Here is a 21,587-nt window from a genome sequence, read left to right on the forward strand (position 1 = left end):
CCTCCGCCCGCACGCATACCCGCCCGCCACTGGACGGAACACCTGAGCTTTTCTATATGGAATGATACCGATGAGGAGTGCAGACATGGATGCCCAGACCGACCCGCGCAGCGAAGGCGAGACCCTGATCGCGCCCTCGAGCACCGACCATCCGCTCTACGAGAGCGTGGTCGAGGCGATCCGCACGGTCTACGACCCCGAGATCCCGGTCAACATCTACGATCTCGGGCTGGTCTACCGCATCGACATCGACGACGAGAGCAACGTCGCCGTGGACATGACGCTGACCGCGCCGGGCTGCCCGGTGGCCGGCGAGATGCCGGGCTGGGTGGCCGATGCCATCGAGCCGCTGGCCGGGGTCAAGACCGTCGATGTCCAGCTCGTCTGGGAGCCGCCCTGGGGGCTCGACAAGCTTTCCGAGGAAGCGCGGCTCGAACTGGGGCTGATGTGACCCGCCGAGACAACCGGAGCTGATGTGATGTTCGCAATTCCCGGCAAGGACCCGGTGACCCTCACCCCCGCCGCCATCGCGCGGATCCGGGCGCTGATGGGCTCGGGCGAGGTGAAGGGGCTGAAGATCGGCGTCAAGAAGGGCGGCTGCGCCGGCATGGAATACACCATGGAGCACGCCACCGAGATCGGCGCCCATGACGCGGTGGTCGAGAAGGACGGCGCGCGGGTGCTGATCGCGCCGATGGCACAGATGTTCCTCTTCGGCACCGAGATCGACTACCGGACCTCGCTGCTCGAGAGCGGCTTCGTGTTCAACAATCCCAACGTGGTGGAAAGCTGCGGCTGCGGCGAGTCGATCAAGTTCGCCGAGCAGGACTAGCGGCGCATGGCCGCGAGCCCGGAGTTCGCCGCCTTCGTGCGGGACCTGCTCTCCGGCCTCGGCGATGTGCGCACGCGGCGGATGTTCGGCGGCGCCGGGGTGTATCTCGGCGATGCCATGCTCGGGCTGATCGCCGACGACACGCTCTATCTGCGCACCGATCCCGACCTGGCCGAGGCGATGGCCGCCGAGGGCGCGCATCCCTTCGTCTATGACGGGCGGGGCAAGGCGGTGGCGATGCCCTATTCCTCCCTGCCCGAGGCGGCGCTCGACGATCCGGAGGAGGCGCTTGCCTGGGCGCGGCGGGCGCTGGTCCCGGCCGAGGCGGCGGCGGCCGACAAGCGCGCCGCCAAGGCCCGCAAGGCAGCCCGGGCCGGCAAGGGCCGGGCCGGTGCGTGAGCTTCTGGTGCCGGCGGGCGAGCGCCGCGAGGTGCTGCGGATCCTCTCCTCCTCGCTCGTGGAGACCGTGCGCTTCTCCGCCGGGGCGCTCGACGGCGCGCCGCCCGAGGGCATCGTCGAGATCCGCCAGACCGGCCTCGCCCTGCCCCGCTCGCAGATCCGCCCGCTCGCCACGGACAACGCCTTCACCAAGCCCGCCGGCGCCATCGACTACCGCATCGCCGTGACCCCCGCCCGCGACACCCGGATCGCCTTCGAGAGCCGCCATTTCCAGGCGCGCCACCTGCTCATGGTGCTCGGCGCGGTGGCGGCGATCGGCCTCGCGAGCGGCCTTGCCGCCTTTCTCGGGGGCGCGTAACCCTGTGCCTCCCGGGCGCGCGCCGGCGCCCTGTCCGAGAGGGAGGATCTCCGATGACCGCCAGCCTGATCGCCGGCAACTGGAAGATGAACGGCCACAAGGCCGATCTCGCCGAGCTCGACGCCCTGATCGAGGGGCTCGGCGGCGCCACGGCGCCGGAGGTGCTGCTCTGCCCGCCGGCCACGCTGGTTGCCGGTTTCGCCGGGCGCGCCGCCGGCAGCCCGGTGGCCATCGGCGGGCAGGACTGTCACTCCGAACCCGCGGGCGCGCACACCGGCGACATCTCCGCCGCTATGCTCGCCGATGCGGGGGCGACGGCGGTGATCCTCGGCCATTCCGAGCGCCGGGCCGATCATGGCGAGACGGATGTGCTGGTGGCCTGGAAGCTGGTCGCCGCCTGGGCGGCCGGGCTGCGCCCGATCCTCTGCGTCGGCGAGACGCTGGAGGATCGCGATGCCGGCCGCGCCGAGGCGGTGGTGGCAAGGCAGCTCGCCGCCTCGATCCCGGATACCGAGGAGACCCCGGCAGCAGACCTCGGCGCCCGTCTCGTGGTCGCCTATGAGCCGGTCTGGGCGATCGGCACCGGCCGCACCGCCGGCACGGCGGACATCGCCGCGATGCACGGCATGATCCGCGCACGGCTCGCGGAGCGGTTCGGCGAGGCCGGCGGCGCGGTGCCGCTGCTCTATGGTGGCTCGGTCAAGCCCGGCAATGCGGCGGAGATCTTCGCGCTCGCGGATGTCGACGGCGCGCTGGTCGGCGGCGCCAGCCTGAAGGCGGCGGATTTTCTCAAGATAATCGCCGCGGCCCGGTGAGCCGCGGCGCATGGTGGTCATGAAGGTCTCGCTGGCCGCCCGGCAGGGCGGCCCGGAGTTCAGCCGATCAGCGACCTGGCCTGGCCGACCCAGTCGTCGCGGAAGCAGCGGCCCTTGAACGAGGTCAGCTGGTCGTCGACCCAGATCAGGTTCTCCTCGGAGAAGCCGGCGATCTGCTCGAAGCGGTAGATGCCCATGGCGTTGAGCTTGCTCTCGAGGCTCGGGCCGACGCCCTTCAGCTGCTTGAGATCGTCCACCACGGCGGGCGCGGCGTCATACAGCGTCTCGGGGCGGATCGCGGCGGAGGGGATCTCCGCGGGCTCCTCGACGGCTTCCGCGGTGTCCTCGACGGCTTCCGCAGCCGCCTCGACCACGGTTTCCACCGTCTCCTCGACCGGGGCGGGCTCGGGGGCCGCCTCGGGTGCCGCCTCGATCGGGGCGAACTCGACGATCTCCGCCATCTCGGTGGCCGCCCCGAGGGTGGTCTCGATGGTGGTCTCGGCAACCTCGGCCGCGGTCTCGACCGTCTCGAGCGCCGCATCGGTCACAGCTGCGCCGGCCTCGACGGCGGCCTCGGTGAACGCGGCCGCCTGCTCGACGCTCTCCTCGGCGGCCTTCACCATGGTTGCCGCAGCGGCCTTCGCCGCCTCGGCCGCCTTCGGCGCATCGGCCTGGCCGGGCTTCATGTCGAAGGCCTGGGTGCCAAAGGCAGGGAAGCTGCCGGCGAAACGCCACTCGACGCCGAATAGCGGCGCGGTGGGAAAGAAGCTGATCCAAAGCTTGAACGCCTCGGAGGCCGGCCCGGCCCAAGGCGCCATCGGATCCGTCTTGATCATGCTCACGGGGTTATCCTCCTGACGCGGTTTCCGCCTATGTAGCCGCTCTTATTGTGCATTGCAACATGAATCCCGCTGCGGCAAGATGAATGGCCCGGAAACCGCGCGCTGGGAGGCGCCGCTGCACACCGAACGTTTCGCACCGAGCCCGACCGGGCGCCTGCATCTCGGCCATGCCTTCTCGGCGCTGACCGCCTTCGCGGCGGCGCGGGCGGCGGGCGGGCGCTTCCTGCTGCGCATCGAGGATCTCGACCGCGGCCGCGCGCGCGAGGCGTTCGTCGCGGGCATCTTCGAGGATCTCGCCTGGCTCGGGATCGACTGGGACGGCCCGGCGCTCCTCCAGTCCGACCGGCTGGAGGCCCATGCGGCGGCGCTGGCGGCGCTGGAGCGGCAGGGGCTCACCTATCGCTGCCGCTGCACCCGCCGCGACATCGCCGAGGCCGCCGCGGCGCCGCAGGAGGGGGCGGCGCCTGCCGCGGGGCCGGACGGGCCGGTCTATCCCGGCACCTGCCGGGGGCTCGGGCTGGCGCCCGGCGAGGGGCTCGCGGTCCGGCTCGACATGGCCCGGGCGCTGGCGGCGCTGGAGGGCAGGCCGCTCGGCTTCGAGGAGACCGGCGCCGGCCCGGCGGGCGAGACCGGGCATATCCCGCTCGATCCGGCGGCTCTGCTCGCCGGCGTCGGCGATGTGGTGCTGGCCCGGCGCGACGGCGCGCCGGCCTATCACCTGGCGGTGGTGGTGGACGACGCCTTCCAGCAGGTCACCCATGTCACCCGCGGCGCCGATCTCTTCCCGGCGACGCCGATCCACCGGCTGCTGCAGGCGCTGCTCGGGCTGCCGGTGCCGGTCTGGCACCATCACCGGCTGATCCGCGACGAGGCCGGCCGGCGCCTCGCCAAGCGCGACGATGCGCGCGCGCTCGCCAGCCTGCGTGCCGAGGGCGCGACCCCGGCCGATATCCGCGCCCGGCTGGGCCTCGCCTGAGAGCGCCGGGGCGCTACTCGGTCGGCCCGAGCTGGTCGAGGAAATCCTGCCGCGGCTTCGCTGCCTTGCGGCTGAACACCCCGCGCAGGATCCCCGGCATCAGCACCGAGAGCGGGTTGACCTCCACCGAGGGATCGTCGAGCGAGCCGAAGACCTGGAAGGTCATCGCCAGGATCCCCTCCCCCTCGCCGCCGCTCAGCAGCGTGCCGAGCACCGGGATCTCGTCGAGCACGCCGGTGAGCGCATAGGCCGGCGAGATCACCCCGTGCAGGTCGAGCCGGCCCTCGGCCTCCTGCACCTCGCCCTCCACCTTGAGCGCCAGCGCCGGCGAGCGCGCGATCGAGGGCTCGAGCGCGATCACCCCGTCGGTATAGCTGAAGGGGATGTTGATGGTGTCGAAGACGAGGCCGCTCTCCACCGCCTCGGCCGCTTCCGCGGCACCGCCCTCCACCAGGATCTCGCCGAAGGTCGCCGCCCGCTGCACGCGCATGTTGCGGATCTCGGCCTCGCCGCGCAGGTCCATGTCCTCGGCCGGCTTGAACACCGCATCGAGGATCAGGCTGCCGCCGCTGCCGCCCTGGAAGAGCCCGAGCGCCGAGAGCAGCCCGCCGGTGTCGTCGCTGGTCATGCGCACGGTGCCGGGCTCGCCGGCGCGGCGGGCATAGCGGGCGTGGAAGCGGCTGCGCCCGGCCGCCTCGCCGGAGAGCTCGAGCACGATGCGCCCCGCCTCGGTCTGGCTCAGCACCACGGCTGCCGGCGCGACATAGAGCGTGGGCGTGAGGTCGAGCCGGCCGATCCGCGCATCGAGGCGCAGCGCCACCTGGCCCGAGCTGTCGGTATCGGCAGGGTCGTCGATGAAGTCGGAGAGATCGAGCCGCGGCCCCTCCACCGTGATGTCGTAGACCCCCTCCGGCGTGCGCGTGACCCGGCCCGCGATGTCGAAGCGCTCGCCCATCGCCAGCCGGTCGATCCGCGCCTCGGCGAGCCGGCCCGCGGGGCCGAGCCGCGCGCTCCCGGCGAGATCGAGCCCCGGCGCGCTCAGCACCACCCGCTCGATATCGGTGGCCGCGCCGAGGCGCCCGGCGATCTCCAGCCGCCCGGGCCGTCCGGCCGGCTTGCTCCAGCGCAGCGGCGCGATGTCGAGCGCCGCCGGGCCGAGATCCAGCGTCGCGGTCAGCCGCATCGCATCGCCGACGCCGCTCAGCACCACCTCGGCCGGCGCGTTGCCGCCGGTGAATCCCGGCACCGAGAGCCCGCGGGCGCGCAGCAGCTTCGGCGTGAGCGCGCCGGCGAGCTGCAGATCGCGGCCCGGTTCGGCACCGTAGCGCTCCGCCCAGGCGATGCGCAGCGGCACGCCGTCGGCGGTCACCTGCCCGGAGAGGTCGAGCCGGCTGTCGGAGGCGGTCAGCTCCAGCGCCTGTGCCGTCACGTCGAGCCCGCCGCCGCCGAGATCGAGCGCCAGCGCGAGGTCGGAGAGCCGCGCCTCGGAGGCCACCTTCACGTCCTCGACCTTCAGCGAGGAGAGCAGCGGCAGGCCGAGCCGCGCGGTCACCTCGGCCCGGCCGTCCGGATCGCCGAGATCGAGCCCTAGCTTGGCGATGAGGCCGAGCGGCGGCTCGTCGATCAGGTCGAGCACCGCCCCCACCGGCCCGTCCGCCACCACCCGGATATCCGCCGGCGGCGCATCTCCGAGGATGTCGGAGAAGGTCAGCTGCGAGCCGGCGATGTCGAGCGCCGCATGGCCCGGCATCCGCACCTCGCCCCGCTCCAGCGCGAGATCGAAGCGCGAGAGGCCGAGATGCCCGGTGCCCCAGGCGTCCTCGATCGGCTGCATCTCGCCGAGATAGCGGCTCGTCACCTCCTCGAAGCGGAAATCGAGCGCGAACTGCGGCGTCTCGCCCAGCATGTCGAACTGCGCCACCAGCTCCGGAACGCGGCCCGAGATGATGTTCTCCATCACCCAGATCCGGGCATTGCCGCCGGTGCCGATGGGCCAGAGGCGCTTGAGATCCGGCACGCTGACATTCTGCCCGGTGGCGCGCATCCGCAGATGCCAGTCCTCGCCCTCGAGCGCGGCGCGCCCGGCGGCCGCGAGGGTCAGGTCGCCATCGGTCAGGTGCAGGTTGGCGAGCTCGATCTGCAGCGGCTCGAGCTGCACCCGCGCCAGCGCCTGCCCGCCGTCGAAGGCGACCGGCTCGGGAAACAGCCCCGGCAGGTCCGCCGCCAGCCGCTCGACATAGATCTGCGCCGCCACCGCCTCGGCCGAGAGCGGGTCCGGCCCCTGCACCAGCACCTCGCCGGTGAGCTTCGCCTGCAGCGCGTCGCCGTCGATCTCGATGCCGGTGAAGGCGAGGGTGCGGAAGCCCTTCTCGGCGCGGAAGCCGATCCGCGCGAGGCGGAAGGGCTGGGCGTGGCGCGGCACGCCGAGCAGCCGGCCGTTGCGCGCCGAGATGCTGCCCTCGGCCGGGCCGAGCGTGCCGTCCGGCTGGATCGAGAGCCGCATGCGCCCGTCGAGCGGCGCCTCGATCAGCCCGGCCCAGCTCAGCGAGCTCGCCTGCACCGCCAAGTGATTGGGCTGGAGCCCGTCGAAGCCGATGGCGAACTCGGTGAGCCCGGTGCCGGCCTTGCGCGTTGCGGTGACCCGCAGGCGGGTCGGCGCGTCGGTGCGTTCGGTGACCGCGGCGCGCATCTTGGCGCGCGCGCCATAGGCGGTCTGGAAGATCTCGAGATCCGAGCCGCTGGTGCGCCAGACCTTGCCGCTGAGCGCATCCTGATAGATCAGGTCCGCCTGCAGCACCGCCACGTAGTTGAGCCGCGACAGGATCGGCACCGGCTCGATATCGCCGACGAAGCCGCGGATGATCCGCGCCACGGCATCGGCGCCCGCGGGCTCGGCGGCCAGCAGCTCCTCGATCGCCGCCTCGGGGCCGGTCTCGGCGGCCGCGCCGGCCACCGCGTCGTCGATCAGCACGCCGGGGCCGCTGCCGAGGCCGAAGCGGATGCGCCCGTCGCGGTCGCGCAGCACCCGGGCCCGGGCGCCCGAGAGCACCATGCGCGTCGGCTGCAGCTTGCCCTGCACCAGATCGGCCAGGTGGAACCCGGCCGCGAGCCGCGGCGCCGAGAGCAGCACCGTGCCGTCCGGCGCATGCACCCGGACGCCGCCGAACTCGATGCCGGAGGGCGCGCCGCGGCTGCCGAGCCGCAGCGAGGCGCCGCCGATCTCGATCCGCGCGGTGTCGATGCTGGCGTTCACATAGGCCGCGGTCAGATGCGCCACCGGGTCGATCGCCAGCGGCCCCTGCATAAGCCGCAGATAGAGCGTGACGGTGGCGATCACCACCAGCGCCGCCAGCCCCGCCACCACCTTGAGGCAGAGCCGCACGCCCCTGCGACAGGCGCCATAGACGCCGCCCGTCCGGGATACAGTCTCTCCGCCAAAGCCCATGCCGTCGTCCCCGCGTACCGGGCGCCGCGACACCGCGCGCCGGCCGGCCCATCTTGCCGCCGCAGAACCCAGCCATAGCTTCTGTTGGCGAAACACCGTAAGCCACCATACGGCAGAGACGGCGTTTCCGTCGACCGCAACGCAAACTGACGAGACCGAACTTCATGGATGCACATTCCCTCCCCCAGGCGGGCCAGCCCGCCCCGGCATTCTCGCTGCCCGGCAATGGCGGCACGACGCACGCCCTCGCCGAGCTCGAGGGCAAGCTGGTGGTGCTGTACTTCTACCCCAAGGCCGACACCTCCGGCTGCACCAAGCAGGCGCTCGGCTTCACCGAGAAGCTCGATGAATTCGCCGCCGTGGGCGCCGTCGTGCTCGGCGTCTCGAAGGACCCGGTGAAGAAGCTCGACAAGTTCGTCGAGAAGCACGAACTCGGCGTGACGCTGCTGTCCGACGATGCCGGCGACCTCTGCGAGCGCTATGGCGTCTGGGTCGAGAAGAGCATGTATGGCCGGAAATACATGGGCATCGAGCGCTCGACCTTCCTGATCGGGCGCGACGGCACGCTGCTGCAGGAATGGCGCAAGGTGAAGGTGCCGGGCCATGTTGAGAAGGTGCTCGAGGCGGTGAAGGCGGCCGGGTGAGCACCGCTCCCGATCCGCTCGCGGGAGGGCTGGCGGCGGCGGCCGCGCGGGTGCTCGGCACCGCCGATCCCTGGGAGAAGACGGCGACGAGCCGGGCGGCCGCGGCCGCCTGGTTCGCCGCCCGCGAGGCCGGGGAGACGCCGGAGATCGGCCGTGCCGCGCCGCCCGATTTCCCCGCCCGCCCGGAGCGCCCCGCGCTGCTCGACCCGCGCGCGGTGCCGCGCCGGCGCACCGGCACCCGCGCCGGCCGCGCCGCGCTGCTGCATGCCATCGCTCATATCGAGCTGAACGCGGTGGACCTGCACTGGGACATCGTCGCGCGGTTCTCCGACACCCGCCTGCCGACCGGCTTCTTCGACGACTGGGTGCGCGCGGCGGACGAGGAGTCCAAGCATTTCGGCCTGCTCTCGGACCGGCTGGAGGCGCATGAGACGCCCTATGGCGCCCTGCCCGCCCATGCCGGCATGTGGCGCTCTGCCGCGGCCACGGCGGCGGACCTGATGGGGCGCCTCGCGGTGGTGCCGATGGTGCTCGAGGCACGCGGCCTCGACGTCACGCCCGACATGATCGCGATGTTCGAGCGGGCCGGCGATGCCGAGAGCGTGGCGGCGCTGAAGGTGATTTATGCCGAGGAGGTCGGCCATGTCGCCTATGGCTCGAAATGGTTCCATTTCCTCTGCGGGCGGCACGATCTCGACCCCAAGGAAACCTTCCACGGGCTGGTGCGGCGCTATTTCGACGGCGCCCTCAGGCCCCCCTTCAACGACGAGAAGCGCGCCGAGGCCGGCCTGCCGCTCGATTTCTACTGGCCCCTCGCCGATGCGCGCTGACCGCGCCAGCCGGGCGCGACGGCCCGCCGCCGCCGGACCATCTCCGGAGAAAATCATTGCCAACCTCGGCAGCCATGTCCTACAACGTTGCGCGAAACACGCACGCCATAAAAAACTAAACTGTTGCGTGGGCGTCACTGTACGAGGGGCTGCTGGGGGTTTTCCGGGATGTCGACTGCGATAGCGCGTGCGCTGAACGCTGCGATCGGACGGGTCCTGCCCGAACGTCAGATCTTTATCCGGACCGAGGCGAACTCGCGGTATCTGCTGCTGACGCCGATGGCGCAGGCCAGCTCGATCCTCGCGATTGCCGTCGGTCTGGCCTGGGGCGGGTTCGCCACCGTCAAGACCTTCGAGACCACCATGGAGGCGGAGCGCACAGCGCTCACCCGCGCCGCGGTGGAGCGGGCATGGGCCGCCCGGCTCGACGCCATCGACGCCGAGCGCGCCGGTCTCGAGCGTGAGATCGCCGCCCTGCGCGCGGACCGCCAGGCCGCCGCCCGGGCGCTCGGCGAGGCCCAGGGCCGGCTCGTCGAGGCAACCGCGGCGCTGCGCGCCGCCGATGTCGAGCGCCGCGCGCTGAAACGCGCCGTCGAGCGCATCCAGCTCGAGCGCAGCGATGCCGCCGAGCGCGTCGCCCAGCTCGAGGCCACGCTGCGCGAGACCCGGCTCTCGATGCTGAAGCAGGCCACCGATCCGCAGCCCGAGGCCGTGCCGGAGGACCTGCTCTCCGGCAGCATGATCACCAGCGCCATGGGCACCGTGATCGCCGAGCGCGACGAGGCGCTGGCCGAGATCGCCTCGCTGGACACCCAGATCGCCGATCTCACCGGCCAGATCGAGCACTGGCGCGACCACCAGGACAGCGTGCTCACCAAGCTCGAGACCGCCGCCCGCACCAGCCTCGAGGGGCTGACCACGGTGCTCGAGCGCGCCGATCTCGACATCGAGCGCATCCTCGCCACCACCCGCAGCGAGTACAGCGGCTCGGGCGGGCCGTTCGAGCCGCTCACCGAGGACGAGGCCGCCCGCCTCGACGGCGGCGAGGAGGACACCCGCATCGCCGCCCTGATGGGCGATCTGGAGCGCGCCAACCTGCTGCGCATCGCGGTCGACCGGCTGCCCTTCGGCCTGCCGGTGCACGGCGCGCGCTTCACCAGCGGCTTCGGCAAGCGGCGCGACCCGTTCCGGCGGCGCTGGTCGATGCACAAGGGGGTCGACTATGCCGCACCGGTCGGCACCCCGATCAACACCACCGCGGCGGGTCTGGTAAGCTTTGCGGGCCGCATGCGCGGCTATGGCAATATCGTGATCATTAAGCATGCCTTCGGCTATGAAACCCGGTATGCTCACCTGAAGCGCGCGCTGGTGAAAGCCGGCGACCGTGTGACACGTGGCGACCGGATCGCGCTCATGGGGAGCACGGGCCGCTCGAGCGGCAGTCATCTCCACTACGAGATCCGGATCGACGAGGATCCGATCAACCCGAAGAAATTTATCGAGGCAACGCGAGATGTTCTCTAAGAACAAGATCAGCGACACCGACACGCCATCCTCCACCACCAAGAGCGCAGCCTCCGGCCCGAAACCGTCCGGCGGGCCGGGCGCCACCGGCTCCATGGTGCCGGGCAGCACGCCGCCGCCGGCCACCACCGGCAGCCCGAGCAGCGCCCCGGCCCCCTCGCTGCCGGCGAAATCGAAGCCCTCGCCCTCGCTGCTGTCGAGCGACCTCACCGTGAAGGGCAATGTCAGCACCTCTGGCGACATCCAGATCGAGGGGACCATCGAGGGCGATGTCCGCGCGCATCTGCTCACCGTCGGGGAGAGCGCGACGATTCGCGGCGAGGTGGTGGCCGACGACGTGGTGGTGAACGGCCGCGTCGTGGGGCGCCTGCGCGGGCTGAAGGTGCGGCTGACCTCGACCTCCAAGGTCGAGGGCGACATCGTGCACAAGTCGATCGCGATCGAGTCCGGCGCGCATTTCGAGGGCTCGGTGCAGCGTTCGGAGGACCCGCTCGGCGACGGCGCCGCGGGCGGCCGTCCGGTGCCGACCACTGCGGCGGAGAGCATCTCGGCCGTGGCCGCCGCCGGCGCCGGCCCGCTGGCCAAGACCGACAACTGAACCGCCATGCCACCGCCGATCCTCGTCGCGCCGGGAGCCTCGCCTCCCGGCGCGCTGCGTTCGGGGGCGGCGCCTCTCCGGGGCAGCCGGGCGCCAGGGGCGCGGCCGGGTTGGCTGTCGTCGCGGTGTTCCTCGGGAGAGCGGGTCCGGATCGCTCGGGGAGCAACCGTGATCCGCGGCTCGGCATCGGCCGGCACGTTTTCAGGAGAGCGGCTTCACCAGCGATGAGCGGGATGACGGGCGGCCCAGGGCGCCGGGAGGCATCTGCGCTGCGTGATGTGCCGCCGGGATGCGCGGACAGGCGCAATGCGGGTCAGGGACGTTCTGTCCTCCGAACGGCGATGTCGGACCTGGCGGCTCGCTGCCGGCTCAGCCGGCCCGGCCGGTCTCCGCCGCCATCGGTGCGGCCACCGGATCGCGCAGCACGTAGCCGCGGCCCCAGACGGTCTCGATGTAGTTCTGCCCGCCGGTGGCGGAGGTGAGCTTCTTGCGCAGCTTGCAGATGAAGACGTCGATGATCTTCACCTCCGGCTCGTCCATGCCGCCATAGAGGTGGTTGAGGAACATCTCCTTGGTCAGCGTCGAGCCCTTGCGCAGCGAGAGCAGCTCGAGCATCTGGTATTCCTTGCCGGTCAGATGCACCGGATGGCCGTCCACCTCCACGGTCTTGGCATCGAGGTTCACCGCCAGCTTGCCGGTATGGATGACCGACTGCGCATGGCCCTTGGAGCGGCGGACGATGGCATGGATCCGCGCGATCAGCTCGTCGCGGTCGAACGGCTTGGTGAGGTAGTCGTCGGCGCCGCAGCCGAATCCCTTGATCTTGTCCTCCGCCGCGTCGTGGCCGGAGAGAATCAGCGTCGGCGTCTCGACCTTGCCCATGCGCAGCCGGCGCAGCACGTCGTATCCGTCGATGTCGGGGAGGCTTAGATCGAGGATGATCAGGTCGTAGTCGTACAGCTTGGCCAGCTCCACCCCCTCCTCGCCGCTATCGGTGACGTAAGGGTTCAGCTCAGCCTTGCGCAGCATCAGCTCGATGCTGTCCGCCATAGACTGATCATCCTCGATCAGCAAAATTCGCATTGTTCGCTCCGCAGCCCCATGAACTCTAACAGACGCACTGAAAGGTTAACACCGAGAAAGTAAACGGGGGGTTACCGCGGGCGGGCAATCGGGGTCATTCTGATCTGGTGCGGCTCCGTCGGAGCTGGGTCACCCGCAGCCCGCGCATCCCGTAGGACGACAGCGCGGACCGCCAGCAGTCGAATTCTTCGTCGCTGATGGAATAGAGCCGGGCAGCTTCTTCCTGCGTGATCAGTCCGCCTTCTACGGCTGCCACCACCTTCGCCTTCCGGCGGGGGACCCATCTTCGGGTCGTCGTTGGCGGCAGATCGGCCCTGGTCATCCGCTCCCCGTCGGGGCCGATGACGAATTGGACATCACACCTGTCTTCCATCACGCTCCTTCTCTGACTATGTCGTGGGCCTGAAGCTAGGCGCGCGACCTTAAGAGCCGATGAAAGCCGCCGCCCGATCGTGGAAAAACAGGACCATGACGCAGACGGAAACCATCGCGAGACCGCAGGCGGCGAACAGCCTCGGCCTGCCGAAACCGCCCGCGCAGACCCGCGTGGTGGTCGCGATGTCCGGCGGCGTGGACAGCTCGGTGGTGGCCGCCGAGCTCGCGGCCGAGGGCTATGACGTCGTCGGCATCACCCTGCAGCTCTACGACCACGGCGCCGCGCTCGCGAAGAAGGGCGCCTGCTGCGCCGGCCGCGACATCCACGATGCGCGCCGGGTCGCCGAGACCATGGGCTTCCCGCACTACGTGCTGGACTATGAAAGCCGGTTCCGCGAATCGGTGATCGAGGATTTCGCCGAGAGCTATCTCGCCGGCGCCACCCCGATCCCCTGCGTGCGCTGCAACCAGCGGGTCAAGTTCCGCGACCTTCTGGAGACCGCGCGCGAGCTCGAGGCGGACTGCCTCGCCACCGGCCATTACGTGCGCCGGCAGGACGGCCCGCAGGGGCCGGAGCTGCACCGGGCCGCCGATCCGGCGCGCGACCAGAGCTATTTCCTCTTCGCCACCACGCCGGAGCAGCTCGGCTATCTGCGCTTCCCGCTCGGCGGGCTGGCCTCCAAGGCCGAGACCCGCGCGCTGGCGCAGAAGCACGGGCTGCCGGTGGCCGACAAGCCGGACAGCCAGGACATCTGCTTCGTGCCCGAGGGCGGCTATGCGGCGGTGATCGAGAAGCTGCGCCCGGGCGCCGCCGAGCCCGGCGAGATCGTCGATCGCGAGGGCCGCGCGCTCGGCCGCCACGAGGGCGTGATCCACTATACCATCGGCCAGCGCCGCGGGCTCGGGCTTGGCGGCGGCGAGCCGCTCTACGTGCTCAGGCTCGACCCGGAGCGGCGCCATGTGGTGGTCGGCCCGCGGTCGGCGCTGGCCACCCGCCGGGTGCCGGTGGCCGAGGTCAACTGGCTCGGCGACGGCGCCTTCGACGATGCCCCGGCGGGCGGCCACGAGGCGCTGGTCAGGATCCGCTCCACCCGGCCGCCGGCGCCGGCACGGATCCATCCCGCCGGGGACCGCGCCGAGGTCGAGCTGCTATCGCCGGAGGAAGGCGTCGCGCCCGGCCAGGCCTGCGTGTTCTACGCGCCGGAGGGCACCCGCGTGCTCGGCGGCGGCTGGATCACGCGGTGACCGGCGATCAGGGCCACGACGAGCCGCTGGAGCAGGCGATCGACGACATCGACGAGGCGGTCGGCGAGGACAGGCTGCGCGTCGGCACCCTGCTCGACGCCTTCGAGGACCGCTCGCTCGGCTTCATCCTCACGGTCTTCGGCCTCGTGGTCTCGCTGCCGGTGATCGGCGCGCTGCCGGGGCTGCCGAACGTGGCGGCCATCGTGATCCTGCTCACCGTGTTCAACACCTTCATCGGCGGGCAGAACCGGCTCTGGGCGCCGGAGATCCTGCGCCGGCAGGAGGTCTCGGCCGGCCCGGTGCACAGGGTGCTCGGCTGGGTGCGGCCGATCGGCGCGCGGGTCGACGCGCTGCTCGGCGAGCGCATGGCGGTGCTGGTGGCCGGCCGGCCGGCGCGGATCGCCATCGCGGCGGTCGCGGCGCTGCTGGCGATGGCGATGGTGGTGCTCTCGATCGTGCCCTTCCTCGCCCTGCCCGCCTCGCTCGGGATCATGGCCTTCGGGCTGGCGCTGATGGGCCGCGACGGGCTGGTGGCGCTGCTCGGCTATCTCTTCACCGGGGGCACGCTGGTGGCACTCGGCTACGCGCTCGACACCGCCTTCTGAGCCGCCGGCTTGCCAAGCCCCGCGCCGCGGGACTAGCCTCCGCGCAAACCGCGAGGAGGCCCCATGCCCGACACACCCCTGCCCGATATCGCCGCCGTTCTCGACCGTCTCGACGCCGACCGCGAGGGCGCGCTCGAGCGGCTCTTCGCGCTGCTGCGCCTGAAATCGGTCTCCACCGATCCGGCCTATGCCGAGGAGTGCCGCCGCGCCGCCGACTGGCTGCTCGACGATCTCCGCGCCATCGGCTTCGACGCCCGGCTGGTGGAGACCGAGGGCCACCCGCTGGTGATCGGCCATGGCGGCCCCGAGGGCGGCCCGCATGTGCTGTTCTACGGCCATTACGACGTGCAGCCGGTGGACCCGCTCGAGCTCTGGGAGACCGATCCCTTCGAGCCCCGCATCGCCGGGCTGCCGGACGGGCGCCAGGCGATCACCGCCCGCGGCGCCTCCGACGACAAGGGCCAGGTGATGACCTTCCTCGAGGCCTGCCGCGCCTGGAAGGCCGCCACCGGCAGCCTGCCCTGCCGCGTCACCGTGCTGCTCGAGGGCGAGGAGGAAAGCGGCGGCGAGTCGCTCACCGCCTATCTCGCCGGCCAGCCCGAGGAGCTGAAGGCCGCCGATGTCGCGCTGGTCTGCGACACCGGCATGTGGGACCCCGAGACCCCGGCGATCACCACCCAGCTCCGCGGCAACGTCACCCAGCAGGTCACCGTCACCGGCCCGTCGCGGGACCTGCATTCCGGGCTCTACGGGGGCGCCGCGGCGAACCCGATCCACGAGCTGACCAGGGCGCTGGCGGCGCTGCGCGACGCCGCGGGGCGGATCACCCTGCCCGGCTTCTACGACGGCGTGCCGGAGCTGCCGGAGGAGCTGCGCGCGCAATGGGAGGGGCTCGGCTTCGAGCCCGGCGATTTCCTCGGGGCGGTGGGCCTCTCCAGCCCCGCCGGCGAACAGGGCCGCAGCGCGCTCGAGCAGCTCTGGTCGCGCCCGACGGCGGAGATCAACGGCATCTGGGGCGGCTATACCGGCGCCGGTTTCAAGACCGTGATCCCGGCCGAGGCCCATGCCAAGGTCAGCTTCCGCCTCGTCGGCGAGCAGGACCCGCAGGCCGTCCGCGCCGCCTTCCAGGCCCATATGCGCGCCGCGATCGACCCGCAATGCGGCGTCGCCTTCACCGATTTCGGGGCCGGCAAGCCGATCTCCATGCCGATCGAGGCGCCGGAATTCGCCAAGGCCCGCCAGGCGCTGACCGATGAATGGGGCCGCGAGGCGGCCTTCATCGGCTCCGGCGGCTCGATCCCGGTGGTCGGCCAGTTCAAGCGCCAGCTCGGGCTCGACAGCCTGCTGATCGGCTTCGGCCAGGATGACGACCGCATCCACTCGCCCAACGAGAAATACGACCTCACCAGCTTCCACGGCGGCGCGCGCTCCTGGGCGCGGGTGCTCGCGGCGCTCGCGGGGTGAGACGCGATGGGCCCGGTGGCACCGCCGCCGGGTCGGTCATCGCTGACATGCCGGGCGGTCGGCCGGGCGGCTCAGGTCGCCGGATCGACCGCCTCCTCCTTCGGCTTCTCGGTCGTCTCCTGCGACGACCAGGGACAGGCCGCGGCCGGCATGGCGAAAGCGGCGAGGGCCAGCACGAGCACCGGCAGGGCGAGCGTCTTCATGATGCTGTCTCCGTCCAGGGATGTTCCGGACCTCGAGATTAGGGCAGAGCCGCCCCGCCGCACAGGATTTTTGCACCCGACTGCCCCGGACGTCCGGGCCCGGCACCGCCCGATGGGCGCCCGGCGCGGGCCGGCGCGGCCTCCCGCAGGCGAAGGGGGGCGTGACACCCGCCGCCGGGTGCAGCACCGGCAGGGTGGGCGGGGCCTGCGGGAGGCCGCGCCGGCCCGCGCCGGGCGCTCCGCCTCAGTCGCCGCGGCGCCGGCGCCCGGTGCGCCCGCGCCGCACCGCGCCGCCGGCAGCCATGGCCTCGCGCAGCAGCTCGGTCATCGGATGATCGCCGGGCGGCGCGTGATGCGCCAGCAGCCGGCCCGCCGCCGCCCCGGCATCCGTCCCCGCCGGCAGGCCGAGCGCCCAGTCGAAGAAGATCGAGCGGGCATCCTCCGCCGTCAGCCCCTCGATGCGGTAGGATTCGGCGATCAACGCCCGCGGGTCGTCGGGGTGTCCGTCCGGTCGGCTCACGGCCTGCCTCCCTGTGCAACGCCTCGTCAAGCGCCCCGGCTCTCCCCGAGCGCCGCCGCGAATCCCTGCCGCAGCGTGGCGATGTCCGAGGCCGCGGCAATCATATCCGCGCCGCTCGCCGCGAGGGTAGAGGTCGTCTGCCCGGGCCAGGGAAATACCCCCGCGAGCTTGCCTGCGGCCTTCGCCGCCGCCACGATCTCGGCGAACACCGCCTGCAGCGCCGCGCCGTCGGCATGCGGGTCGAGCCCGGCATCGGCGGCATAGTCGAAGGGCCCGAAGAACAGCATGTCCACGCCCTCGACCGCCGCGATCTCGGCCGCCGCGGCGAGCCCCGCCCGGCTCTCGATCTGCATGGCGAGGATGACGCGGGCGTTCCACTCCGCCTGGTAGTTCCGGTCGGTGCCGTAGCCGGTGGCGCCGATCACCGGGAGGGCGACGCCGCGCGTCCCCGCCGGGGGGTAGAGCGCCGTGCGCACCACCGCCGCCGCCTCCGCCGCGCTCTCCACCTGCGGCACGATCAGCCCGTCGGCCCCGGCATCGAGCGCCTGGGCCACGGCATGGCGGCCATGGTCGGGGACCCGCACGAAGGCGCCGACCGCCTCGGCGCCCAGCGCGAAGACCATGGCGGCCGCGGTCTCGATCCCGATGGCACCGTGCTCGCGGTCGACCACCGCCGCCTCGAATCCCGCCTCGGCCGCCAGCCGCGCCGCCACGGCATGCGGCAGGCCGAGCCAGGCCACATGCACCGGGCAGCGCCCGCAGAGCTCCTCGAGCTTGTTCCTTGCCGTTGCCATCGCGTCACCTCCTCCGCGTCCCGAACATCCGGTTCCACCGACGGCGACAGGCTCGCCGATTGCATGGCATGCGCCGAGTCGGCAGACTGTCGCGCCGGGCCGGTCGCCCGACACCCGAGGACAGCCCGCCGGCCGGCCGCAGGAGATGCAGGACCCCCGATGACGAGCGATCTCGTGAGCCTCTGGCCCGCCCTCGTGACCCTGGCAACGCTGGTCGCCATGTTCGCGCTGTTCCTGCGCGAGAGCCATCCGCCCGAGGTGGTGGCGCTCTCCGGCGCCGCGCTGATGCTGGGCATCGGCGTGCTCGACGTCGATACCGTGCTCGGCACGCTGGCCAACCCGGCGCCGCTGACGATCGCGGGGATGTTCATCCTTTCCGGCGCGCTGGTGCGCACCGGCGGGCTCGAGGCGCTCTCGCGCACCATCGCGCGCAACGCCGCGGATCGCCCGCGCACCGTGCTCGGCGCACTGGCCGGCTTCACGATGACCGCCTCGGCCTTCATGAACAACACCCCCGTGGTGGTGATGCTGATCCCGATGGTCGGCCGGCTCTCCAAGGCGCTCTCGGTGCCGATCTCGAAGCTGCTGATCCCGCTCTCCTACACCGCGGTGCTGGGCGGCACCTGCACGCTGATCGGCACCTCCACCAACCTGCTGGTGGACGGCGTGGCACAGGGCGCGGGGCTCGCGCCCTTCGGGCTCTTCGAGATCACCCCCGTGGCGCTGGTGATCGCGCTTGCCGGGCTCGGCTTCATCGCCGTGACCGCGCCCTGGGCGCTGCCGACGCGGGACGCGCTGGCCGGCATGCTGCCCGAGCGCAAGCGGCTGAAGTTCTTCACCGAGGTGGTGATCCCGGCCGGCTCCTCGCTGATCGGCGAGAAGGTGCTGGAGGTGCCGCATTTCTCCCGCGCCGGCATGATGGTGATCGACGTGGTGCGCGGCGATCTCTCGCTGCGCCGGCGGCTGCGCGAGGTGGAACTGGCGCAGGGCGACATCGTGGTGATCCGCACCGGGGTCAACGAGCTGCTGTCGCTGCGCGAGAACAAGCGCCTCGCCATGGCCGGCCAGATCGACCCGCTCGGCGAGAAGTCCACGATCACGGTCGAGGCGCTGATCACGCCCGGTGCGCGGCTGGTCGGGCGGCTGCTCGGCGACCTGCGCCTGCGCCGGCGCTATGGCGTCTATCCGCTGGCGGTGCACCGGCGCGCGGCGCGGATCGGCACGCTGCTCGACGAGGTCCGGGTGCGGGTCGGCGACACGCTGCTGCTCGAGGGCGCGCCGGACGACATCGCGCGGCTCGCCGCCGAGCAGGGGCTGGTCGATCTCACCCGCCCCTCCGAGCGGCCCTATCGCCGCGAGAAGGCGCCGATCGTGCTCGGCGCGCTGGGGCTCGTGGTGCTGGGCGCGGCCGCCGGGATCATGCCGATCGCCGGGCTCGCGCTGATCGCCGTGGCGGTGGTGCTGCTGACCCATTGCATCGACGCCGAGGAGGCCTTCGAGGCGGTCGAGCTGCGCCTGCTGGCGCTGATCGTCGGCATGCTCGCCATGGGCCAGGCGCTGGAGCGCTCCGGCGCGGTGGCGCTGCTGGTCGAGAGCGCCGCGCCCTGGCTCATCGGGCTGCCGCCGCAGATGGTGCTGTGGCTGGTGTTCCTGATGGCCTCGGTGCTGACCGAGCTGGTCTCCAACAACGCGGTGGCGGTGGTGGTGACCCCGGTCGCGATCTCGGTGGCCGAGGCGATGGGGCTCGACGCCCGGCCCTTCGTGGTGGCGGTGATGCTGGCGGCCTCGGCGAGCTTCGCCACCCCGATCGGCTACCAGACCAACACCATGGTCTACGCCCCCGGCGGCTACCGCTTCACCGACTACATGCGCCTCGGCATCCCGCTCAATCTCGGCGTCGGCGTTCTGGCGGCGCTGCTGATCCCGCTCTGGTGGCCTCTGGTGCCCTGATCGGGACGGCGCGCGCCTTCAGGCCCGGCGCGCCGGCCCGCGCTACTTGCCGCCGCCGCCGCCCTCGCCACGGCCATCGACACTGCGGCCACCACGGAGCCGCTGATCGATCGCCGCGGCATCGTCCCGGCGCGGGGTCGGCGCGCTGCGCTGCACAGGCACCTGTACGGCCGGGCGCGGCGCCGCCGCGGCCGCAGCGGCGGGGCGGGGCCCGGGTGCCGCCACGATCGCCTGCGTTCGCGAGGCGGGCGGCGCGGCGGTGGGCGCCGGCTCCGCCCGCTCCGGCCGCGGTGCCGAGGTCACCCGCCTCGGGGACAGGTAGCTACCATGGACAAAGGCCTCCCGCCCCTGCACGCGGACCGCGCGCCACACACCGTCCGCCGAGCGTCCGACCACGGTCACCCGCTGGTTGCGCTGCAGCGCGCCGATCACCGGATGCCCGGTGCCCGGCCCGGCGCGAAGATTGACGCCAGTGGTGGCAAAGAGCTCGGACGGGCCTGCCGGCGTGACCGGCGGCCCGGCTCCCGCTTCGGGCGGCGGGACGGGACCGGCGCCGCCCGGCGCCTCGGGGGCCGCCGGCTCTGCCTCCTGCGCTGTCTCGAGGCCCGCGAGATAGGCGGCGAGCTTGCGCGTCGCCAGCCGGTCGGCCTGCAGCGCGGCGAAGGTGACGCTGTCGAACTCCCCGCTCACCGCAAGCCGTTTCCGCTGCTGGAAGGCGGCGATGGCCGCGCGCATCCGCGGGCCGATCACCCCGTCGGGCGGGCCGGCATCCAGGCCGAGGATGTTGAGCCGCGCCTGCGCCTCGCGGATCTGCGCGCGGTCCGGGCGAAAGGCCGTGTCCGGGCCGGATGCCGGCGTATCGGCAGCATCCTCCTCGGTCCCGCCGGGCATGGCGGCGGGCGCATCTGGCTGCACGGCCGCGACGCGCTGCCCTCCGCCGCCGGGCACCGGCGCCGCGGGTTCGGGGTCGGAACCGGGCATGTCGGCGGCGAACCCTTCCAGCCGCCGCCGCGCCACCCCCGCGAAGAAGCCCTCCGGCCAGCGCGCGAGATATTCCTCATAGTCCCGCGGGTCCTCGCTCCCCGCGATCGCCGTGACATAGGCCGCCTCGAGCTGCGGACCCGCCGGCGGCGCGGCCGCAGGATCGGGCTCGGGCTCGGGCACCGGTGCAGCGGGCACGAAGTAGAACGCCGCCGCCGAAAGCGAGCCATAGACTGCTGGCTCCTGCCGTCCGCCGGTGGCGAGAACCACCTCGTCATAGACCTCGCGGAACAGCTGGTTGATCTCCAGCCCGGGCTCGCGAAGCTTTAGAGCCAGCGCCGCGGCATAGGGCGAGTTGCCGCCGGCCACACCGTCCTGCGCGATCGTGCCCTCCTTCGCGGCATAGGCGACCAGCTCGTTCTCGCCGGCCTCGTCGGCCCTGCCGAGGCCCCGCCCGATGCCGAGGCTGCGCGAGCCGGCAAGCTCTGCCATGCGCGCCACGAAGGGATTGTCGCGGCAGGCATCGAGGATCACCAGGCTGAGCCGCCGGGCCGGGCGCACCGCGCGGCGCAGCGTGTCGAGCCGCAGCCCGTGGAACACCAGATCCCCCGGCTCGCGCGGATCGGCATCCACCGGCAGCAGATAGTTCGTGCGGTTCACCTCGAGCCCGTGGCCGGCGAAATAGATCACCGCCACCTCGGCCTCGGTGGCGGCGCGGCGGAACCCGGCCAGCGCCTGGCGCATGGTGTCGAAATCCGCATCGCCGGCCCGGGTCACCGCGAAGCCGGCCGCCTCCAGCGCGGCGGCGATGGCGGCGGAATCGCGGGCCGGGTTGGAGAGCCGCGGCGTATGGGCATAGGCGGCGTTGCCGATCACCAGCGCGATGCGCTCGGCCGCGGCGAGCGGCGTGGCAAGGAGCGCACCGAGCAACGGCAGAAGCAAAATGGAAAAACGCATGACCTTTGCCTTTGATGATCGGCGCCGCCACGCGCCGGAGGATCCCGCCCGCTATCTGCCGCCGCCGCCGCCGCCATCGACCTCGCCGCCGCCGCGGAGCCGGTCCTCGATCGCCGCGGCATCGTCGCTGCGCCCGGAGGCGGGCGC

At 72.3% G+C, this 21,587-nt stretch carries 22 protein-coding genes; 14 read left to right on the top strand and 8 right to left on the bottom strand.

The genetic code is table 11. The features are described from left to right. Positions 1–85: 85 nt before the first annotated feature. Genes QSJ97_RS18310 through tpiA form a run of 5 tightly spaced genes read left to right on the top strand, consistent with a single transcriptional unit; the run spans position 86 to position 2,404 of the window. A complete protein-coding gene (locus QSJ97_RS18310) occupies positions 86–451 on the top strand; it encodes an SUF system Fe-S cluster assembly protein (RefSeq protein WP_285673503.1) in 366 nt (121 codons plus the stop codon). A gap of 27 nt (positions 452–478) precedes the next feature. Further along, entirely contained in the window at positions 479–832 is a 354-nt protein-coding gene (locus QSJ97_RS18315; RefSeq protein ID WP_285673504.1) for a HesB/IscA family protein, read from the top strand. Positions 833–838: 6 nt separating this feature from the next. Further along, positions 839–1,231, top strand: coding sequence for a TfoX/Sxy family protein (locus QSJ97_RS18320; RefSeq protein WP_285673505.1), 393 nt, complete (start codon positions 839–841; stop codon positions 1,229–1,231). Continuing rightward, complete coding sequence (locus tag QSJ97_RS18325) at positions 1,224–1,589, top strand: hypothetical protein (protein ID WP_285673506.1); 366 nt, start codon at positions 1,224–1,226, stop codon at positions 1,587–1,589. Before QSJ97_RS18320 ends, QSJ97_RS18325 begins: the two co-directional genes overlap by 8 nt. Positions 1,590–1,642: 53 nt before the next feature. Beyond that, entirely contained in the window at positions 1,643–2,404 is a 762-nt protein-coding gene (gene tpiA, locus QSJ97_RS18330; RefSeq protein ID WP_285673507.1) for a triose-phosphate isomerase, read from the top strand. 59 nt (positions 2,405–2,463) lie between these two features. Here tpiA and QSJ97_RS18335 read toward each other — a convergent pair whose 3' ends face one another. Further along, positions 2,464–3,240, bottom strand: coding sequence for a helix-hairpin-helix domain-containing protein (locus QSJ97_RS18335; protein WP_285673508.1), 777 nt, complete (start codon positions 3,238–3,240; stop codon positions 2,464–2,466). Between the two features lie 85 nt (positions 3,241–3,325). Here QSJ97_RS18335 and gluQRS point away from each other — a divergent pair, with 85 nt between their 5' ends. Next, on the top strand, positions 3,326–4,222 hold the full coding sequence (gluQRS, locus tag QSJ97_RS18340; RefSeq protein WP_285673509.1) for a tRNA glutamyl-Q(34) synthetase GluQRS: 897 nt from the start codon (positions 3,326–3,328) through the stop codon (positions 4,220–4,222). A gap of 13 nt (positions 4,223–4,235) precedes the next feature. On the opposite strand, the gene QSJ97_RS18345 is transcribed toward gluQRS, so the two are convergent. Further along, positions 4,236–7,667, bottom strand: a complete 3,432-nt coding sequence (locus tag QSJ97_RS18345) for a YhdP family protein (protein WP_285673510.1) — start codon at positions 7,665–7,667, stop codon at positions 4,236–4,238. Positions 7,668–7,831: 164 nt separating this feature from the next. Between QSJ97_RS18345 and bcp the strand changes: the two genes are divergently transcribed. The 4 genes from bcp to QSJ97_RS18365 all read left to right on the top strand — a co-directional run bounded on the left by bcp (position 7,832) and on the right by QSJ97_RS18365 (position 11,263). Next, a complete protein-coding gene (gene bcp, locus QSJ97_RS18350) occupies positions 7,832–8,311 on the top strand; it encodes a thioredoxin-dependent thiol peroxidase (protein WP_285673511.1) in 480 nt (159 codons plus the stop codon). Further along, entirely contained in the window at positions 8,308–9,141 is an 834-nt protein-coding gene (locus tag QSJ97_RS18355) for a ferritin-like domain-containing protein (protein ID WP_434220933.1), read from the top strand. Before bcp ends, QSJ97_RS18355 begins: the two co-directional genes overlap by 4 nt. A gap of 168 nt (positions 9,142–9,309) precedes the next feature. After that, entirely contained in the window at positions 9,310–10,665 is a 1,356-nt protein-coding gene (locus tag QSJ97_RS18360; RefSeq protein ID WP_285673512.1) for a DUF5930 domain-containing protein, read from the top strand. Continuing rightward, positions 10,655–11,263, top strand: coding sequence for a bactofilin family protein (locus tag QSJ97_RS18365; protein ID WP_285673513.1), 609 nt, complete (start codon positions 10,655–10,657; stop codon positions 11,261–11,263). The genes QSJ97_RS18360 and QSJ97_RS18365 overlap by 11 nt, the downstream gene beginning before the upstream one ends. A gap of 369 nt (positions 11,264–11,632) precedes the next feature. On the opposite strand, the gene ctrA is transcribed toward QSJ97_RS18365, so the two are convergent. Next, a complete protein-coding gene (gene ctrA / locus QSJ97_RS18370; RefSeq protein ID WP_285673514.1) occupies positions 11,633–12,346 on the bottom strand; it encodes a response regulator transcription factor CtrA in 714 nt (237 codons plus the stop codon). 94 nt (positions 12,347–12,440) lie between these two features. Next, positions 12,441–12,719, bottom strand: coding sequence for a CtrA inhibitor SciP (gene sciP, locus QSJ97_RS18375; RefSeq protein WP_285673525.1), 279 nt, complete (start codon positions 12,717–12,719; stop codon positions 12,441–12,443). Between the two features lie 95 nt (positions 12,720–12,814). Here sciP and mnmA point away from each other — a divergent pair, with 95 nt between their 5' ends. From mnmA to QSJ97_RS18390, 3 genes are all read left to right on the top strand, one after another. After that, positions 12,815–13,966: a tRNA 2-thiouridine(34) synthase MnmA gene (gene mnmA, locus QSJ97_RS18380; protein WP_285673516.1), complete on the top strand. Its 1,152-nt coding sequence runs from the start codon at positions 12,815–12,817 to the stop codon at positions 13,964–13,966. Then, entirely contained in the window at positions 13,963–14,571 is a 609-nt protein-coding gene (locus tag QSJ97_RS18385; RefSeq protein WP_285673517.1) for an exopolysaccharide biosynthesis protein, read from the top strand. Before mnmA ends, QSJ97_RS18385 begins: the two co-directional genes overlap by 4 nt. A gap of 63 nt (positions 14,572–14,634) precedes the next feature. Next, on the top strand, positions 14,635–16,035 hold the full coding sequence (locus QSJ97_RS18390) for a M20/M25/M40 family metallo-hydrolase (RefSeq protein ID WP_285673518.1): 1,401 nt from the start codon (positions 14,635–14,637) through the stop codon (positions 16,033–16,035). A gap of 71 nt (positions 16,036–16,106) precedes the next feature. On the opposite strand, the gene QSJ97_RS18395 is transcribed toward QSJ97_RS18390, so the two are convergent. The 3 genes from QSJ97_RS18395 to QSJ97_RS18405 all read right to left on the bottom strand — a co-directional run bounded on the left by QSJ97_RS18395 (position 16,107) and on the right by QSJ97_RS18405 (position 17,552). Further along, positions 16,107–16,238: a hypothetical protein gene (locus QSJ97_RS18395; protein ID WP_285673519.1), complete on the bottom strand. Its 132-nt coding sequence runs from the start codon at positions 16,236–16,238 to the stop codon at positions 16,107–16,109. A gap of 244 nt (positions 16,239–16,482) precedes the next feature. Then, positions 16,483–16,758: a hypothetical protein gene (locus QSJ97_RS18400; RefSeq protein WP_285673520.1), complete on the bottom strand. Its 276-nt coding sequence runs from the start codon at positions 16,756–16,758 to the stop codon at positions 16,483–16,485. A gap of 26 nt (positions 16,759–16,784) precedes the next feature. Then, a complete protein-coding gene (locus QSJ97_RS18405) occupies positions 16,785–17,552 on the bottom strand; it encodes an aldolase/citrate lyase family protein (RefSeq protein WP_285673521.1) in 768 nt (255 codons plus the stop codon). 159 nt (positions 17,553–17,711) lie between these two features. Between QSJ97_RS18405 and QSJ97_RS18410 the strand changes: the two genes are divergently transcribed. Beyond that, complete coding sequence (locus QSJ97_RS18410; RefSeq protein ID WP_285673522.1) at positions 17,712–19,502, top strand: SLC13 family permease; 1,791 nt, start codon at positions 17,712–17,714, stop codon at positions 19,500–19,502. 42 nt (positions 19,503–19,544) lie between these two features. Here QSJ97_RS18410 and QSJ97_RS18415 read toward each other — a convergent pair whose 3' ends face one another. Further along, positions 19,545–21,440, bottom strand: a complete 1,896-nt coding sequence (locus QSJ97_RS18415) for a caspase family protein (RefSeq protein ID WP_285673523.1) — start codon at positions 21,438–21,440, stop codon at positions 19,545–19,547. Positions 21,441–21,587 lie beyond the last annotated feature (147 nt).

Source organism: Paralimibaculum aggregatum, assembly GCF_030270585.1.
GTDB lineage: Bacteria > Pseudomonadota > Alphaproteobacteria > Rhodobacterales > Rhodobacteraceae > Thermohalobaculum > Thermohalobaculum aggregatum.

Excerpts from the sequence above, each read along its gene's own strand:
- QSJ97_RS18310 (WP_285673503.1), top strand. The coding sequence starts at position 86 with ATGGATGCCCAGACCGACCCGCGCAGCGAAGGCGAGACCCTGATCGCG.
- QSJ97_RS18315 (WP_285673504.1), top strand. The coding sequence starts at position 479 with ATGTTCGCAATTCCCGGCAAGGACCCGGTGACCCTCACCCCCGCCGCC.
- QSJ97_RS18320 (WP_285673505.1), top strand. The coding sequence starts at position 839 with ATGGCCGCGAGCCCGGAGTTCGCCGCCTTCGTGCGGGACCTGCTCTCC.
- tpiA (WP_285673507.1), top strand. The coding sequence starts at position 1,643 with ATGACCGCCAGCCTGATCGCCGGCAACTGGAAGATGAACGGCCACAAG.
- QSJ97_RS18335 (WP_285673508.1), bottom strand. The coding sequence starts at position 3,240 with ATGATCAAGACGGATCCGATGGCGCCTTGGGCCGGGCCGGCCTCCGAG.
- gluQRS (WP_285673509.1), top strand. The coding sequence starts at position 3,326 with ATGAATGGCCCGGAAACCGCGCGCTGGGAGGCGCCGCTGCACACCGAA.
- QSJ97_RS18345 (WP_285673510.1), bottom strand. The coding sequence starts at position 7,667 with ATGGGCTTTGGCGGAGAGACTGTATCCCGGACGGGCGGCGTCTATGGC.
- bcp (WP_285673511.1), top strand. The coding sequence starts at position 7,832 with ATGGATGCACATTCCCTCCCCCAGGCGGGCCAGCCCGCCCCGGCATTC.
- QSJ97_RS18360 (WP_285673512.1), top strand. The coding sequence starts at position 9,310 with ATGTCGACTGCGATAGCGCGTGCGCTGAACGCTGCGATCGGACGGGTC.
- QSJ97_RS18365 (WP_285673513.1), top strand. The coding sequence starts at position 10,655 with ATGTTCTCTAAGAACAAGATCAGCGACACCGACACGCCATCCTCCACC.
- ctrA (WP_285673514.1), bottom strand. The coding sequence starts at position 12,346 with ATGCGAATTTTGCTGATCGAGGATGATCAGTCTATGGCGGACAGCATC.
- sciP (WP_285673525.1), bottom strand. The coding sequence starts at position 12,719 with ATGGAAGACAGGTGTGATGTCCAATTCGTCATCGGCCCCGACGGGGAG.
- mnmA (WP_285673516.1), top strand. The coding sequence starts at position 12,815 with ATGACGCAGACGGAAACCATCGCGAGACCGCAGGCGGCGAACAGCCTC.
- QSJ97_RS18390 (WP_285673518.1), top strand. The coding sequence starts at position 14,635 with ATGCCCGACACACCCCTGCCCGATATCGCCGCCGTTCTCGACCGTCTC.
- QSJ97_RS18395 (WP_285673519.1), bottom strand. The coding sequence starts at position 16,238 with ATGAAGACGCTCGCCCTGCCGGTGCTCGTGCTGGCCCTCGCCGCTTTC.
- QSJ97_RS18405 (WP_285673521.1), bottom strand. The coding sequence starts at position 17,552 with ATGGCAACGGCAAGGAACAAGCTCGAGGAGCTCTGCGGGCGCTGCCCG.
- QSJ97_RS18410 (WP_285673522.1), top strand. The coding sequence starts at position 17,712 with ATGACGAGCGATCTCGTGAGCCTCTGGCCCGCCCTCGTGACCCTGGCA.
- QSJ97_RS18415 (WP_285673523.1), bottom strand. The coding sequence starts at position 21,440 with ATGCGTTTTTCCATTTTGCTTCTGCCGTTGCTCGGTGCGCTCCTTGCC.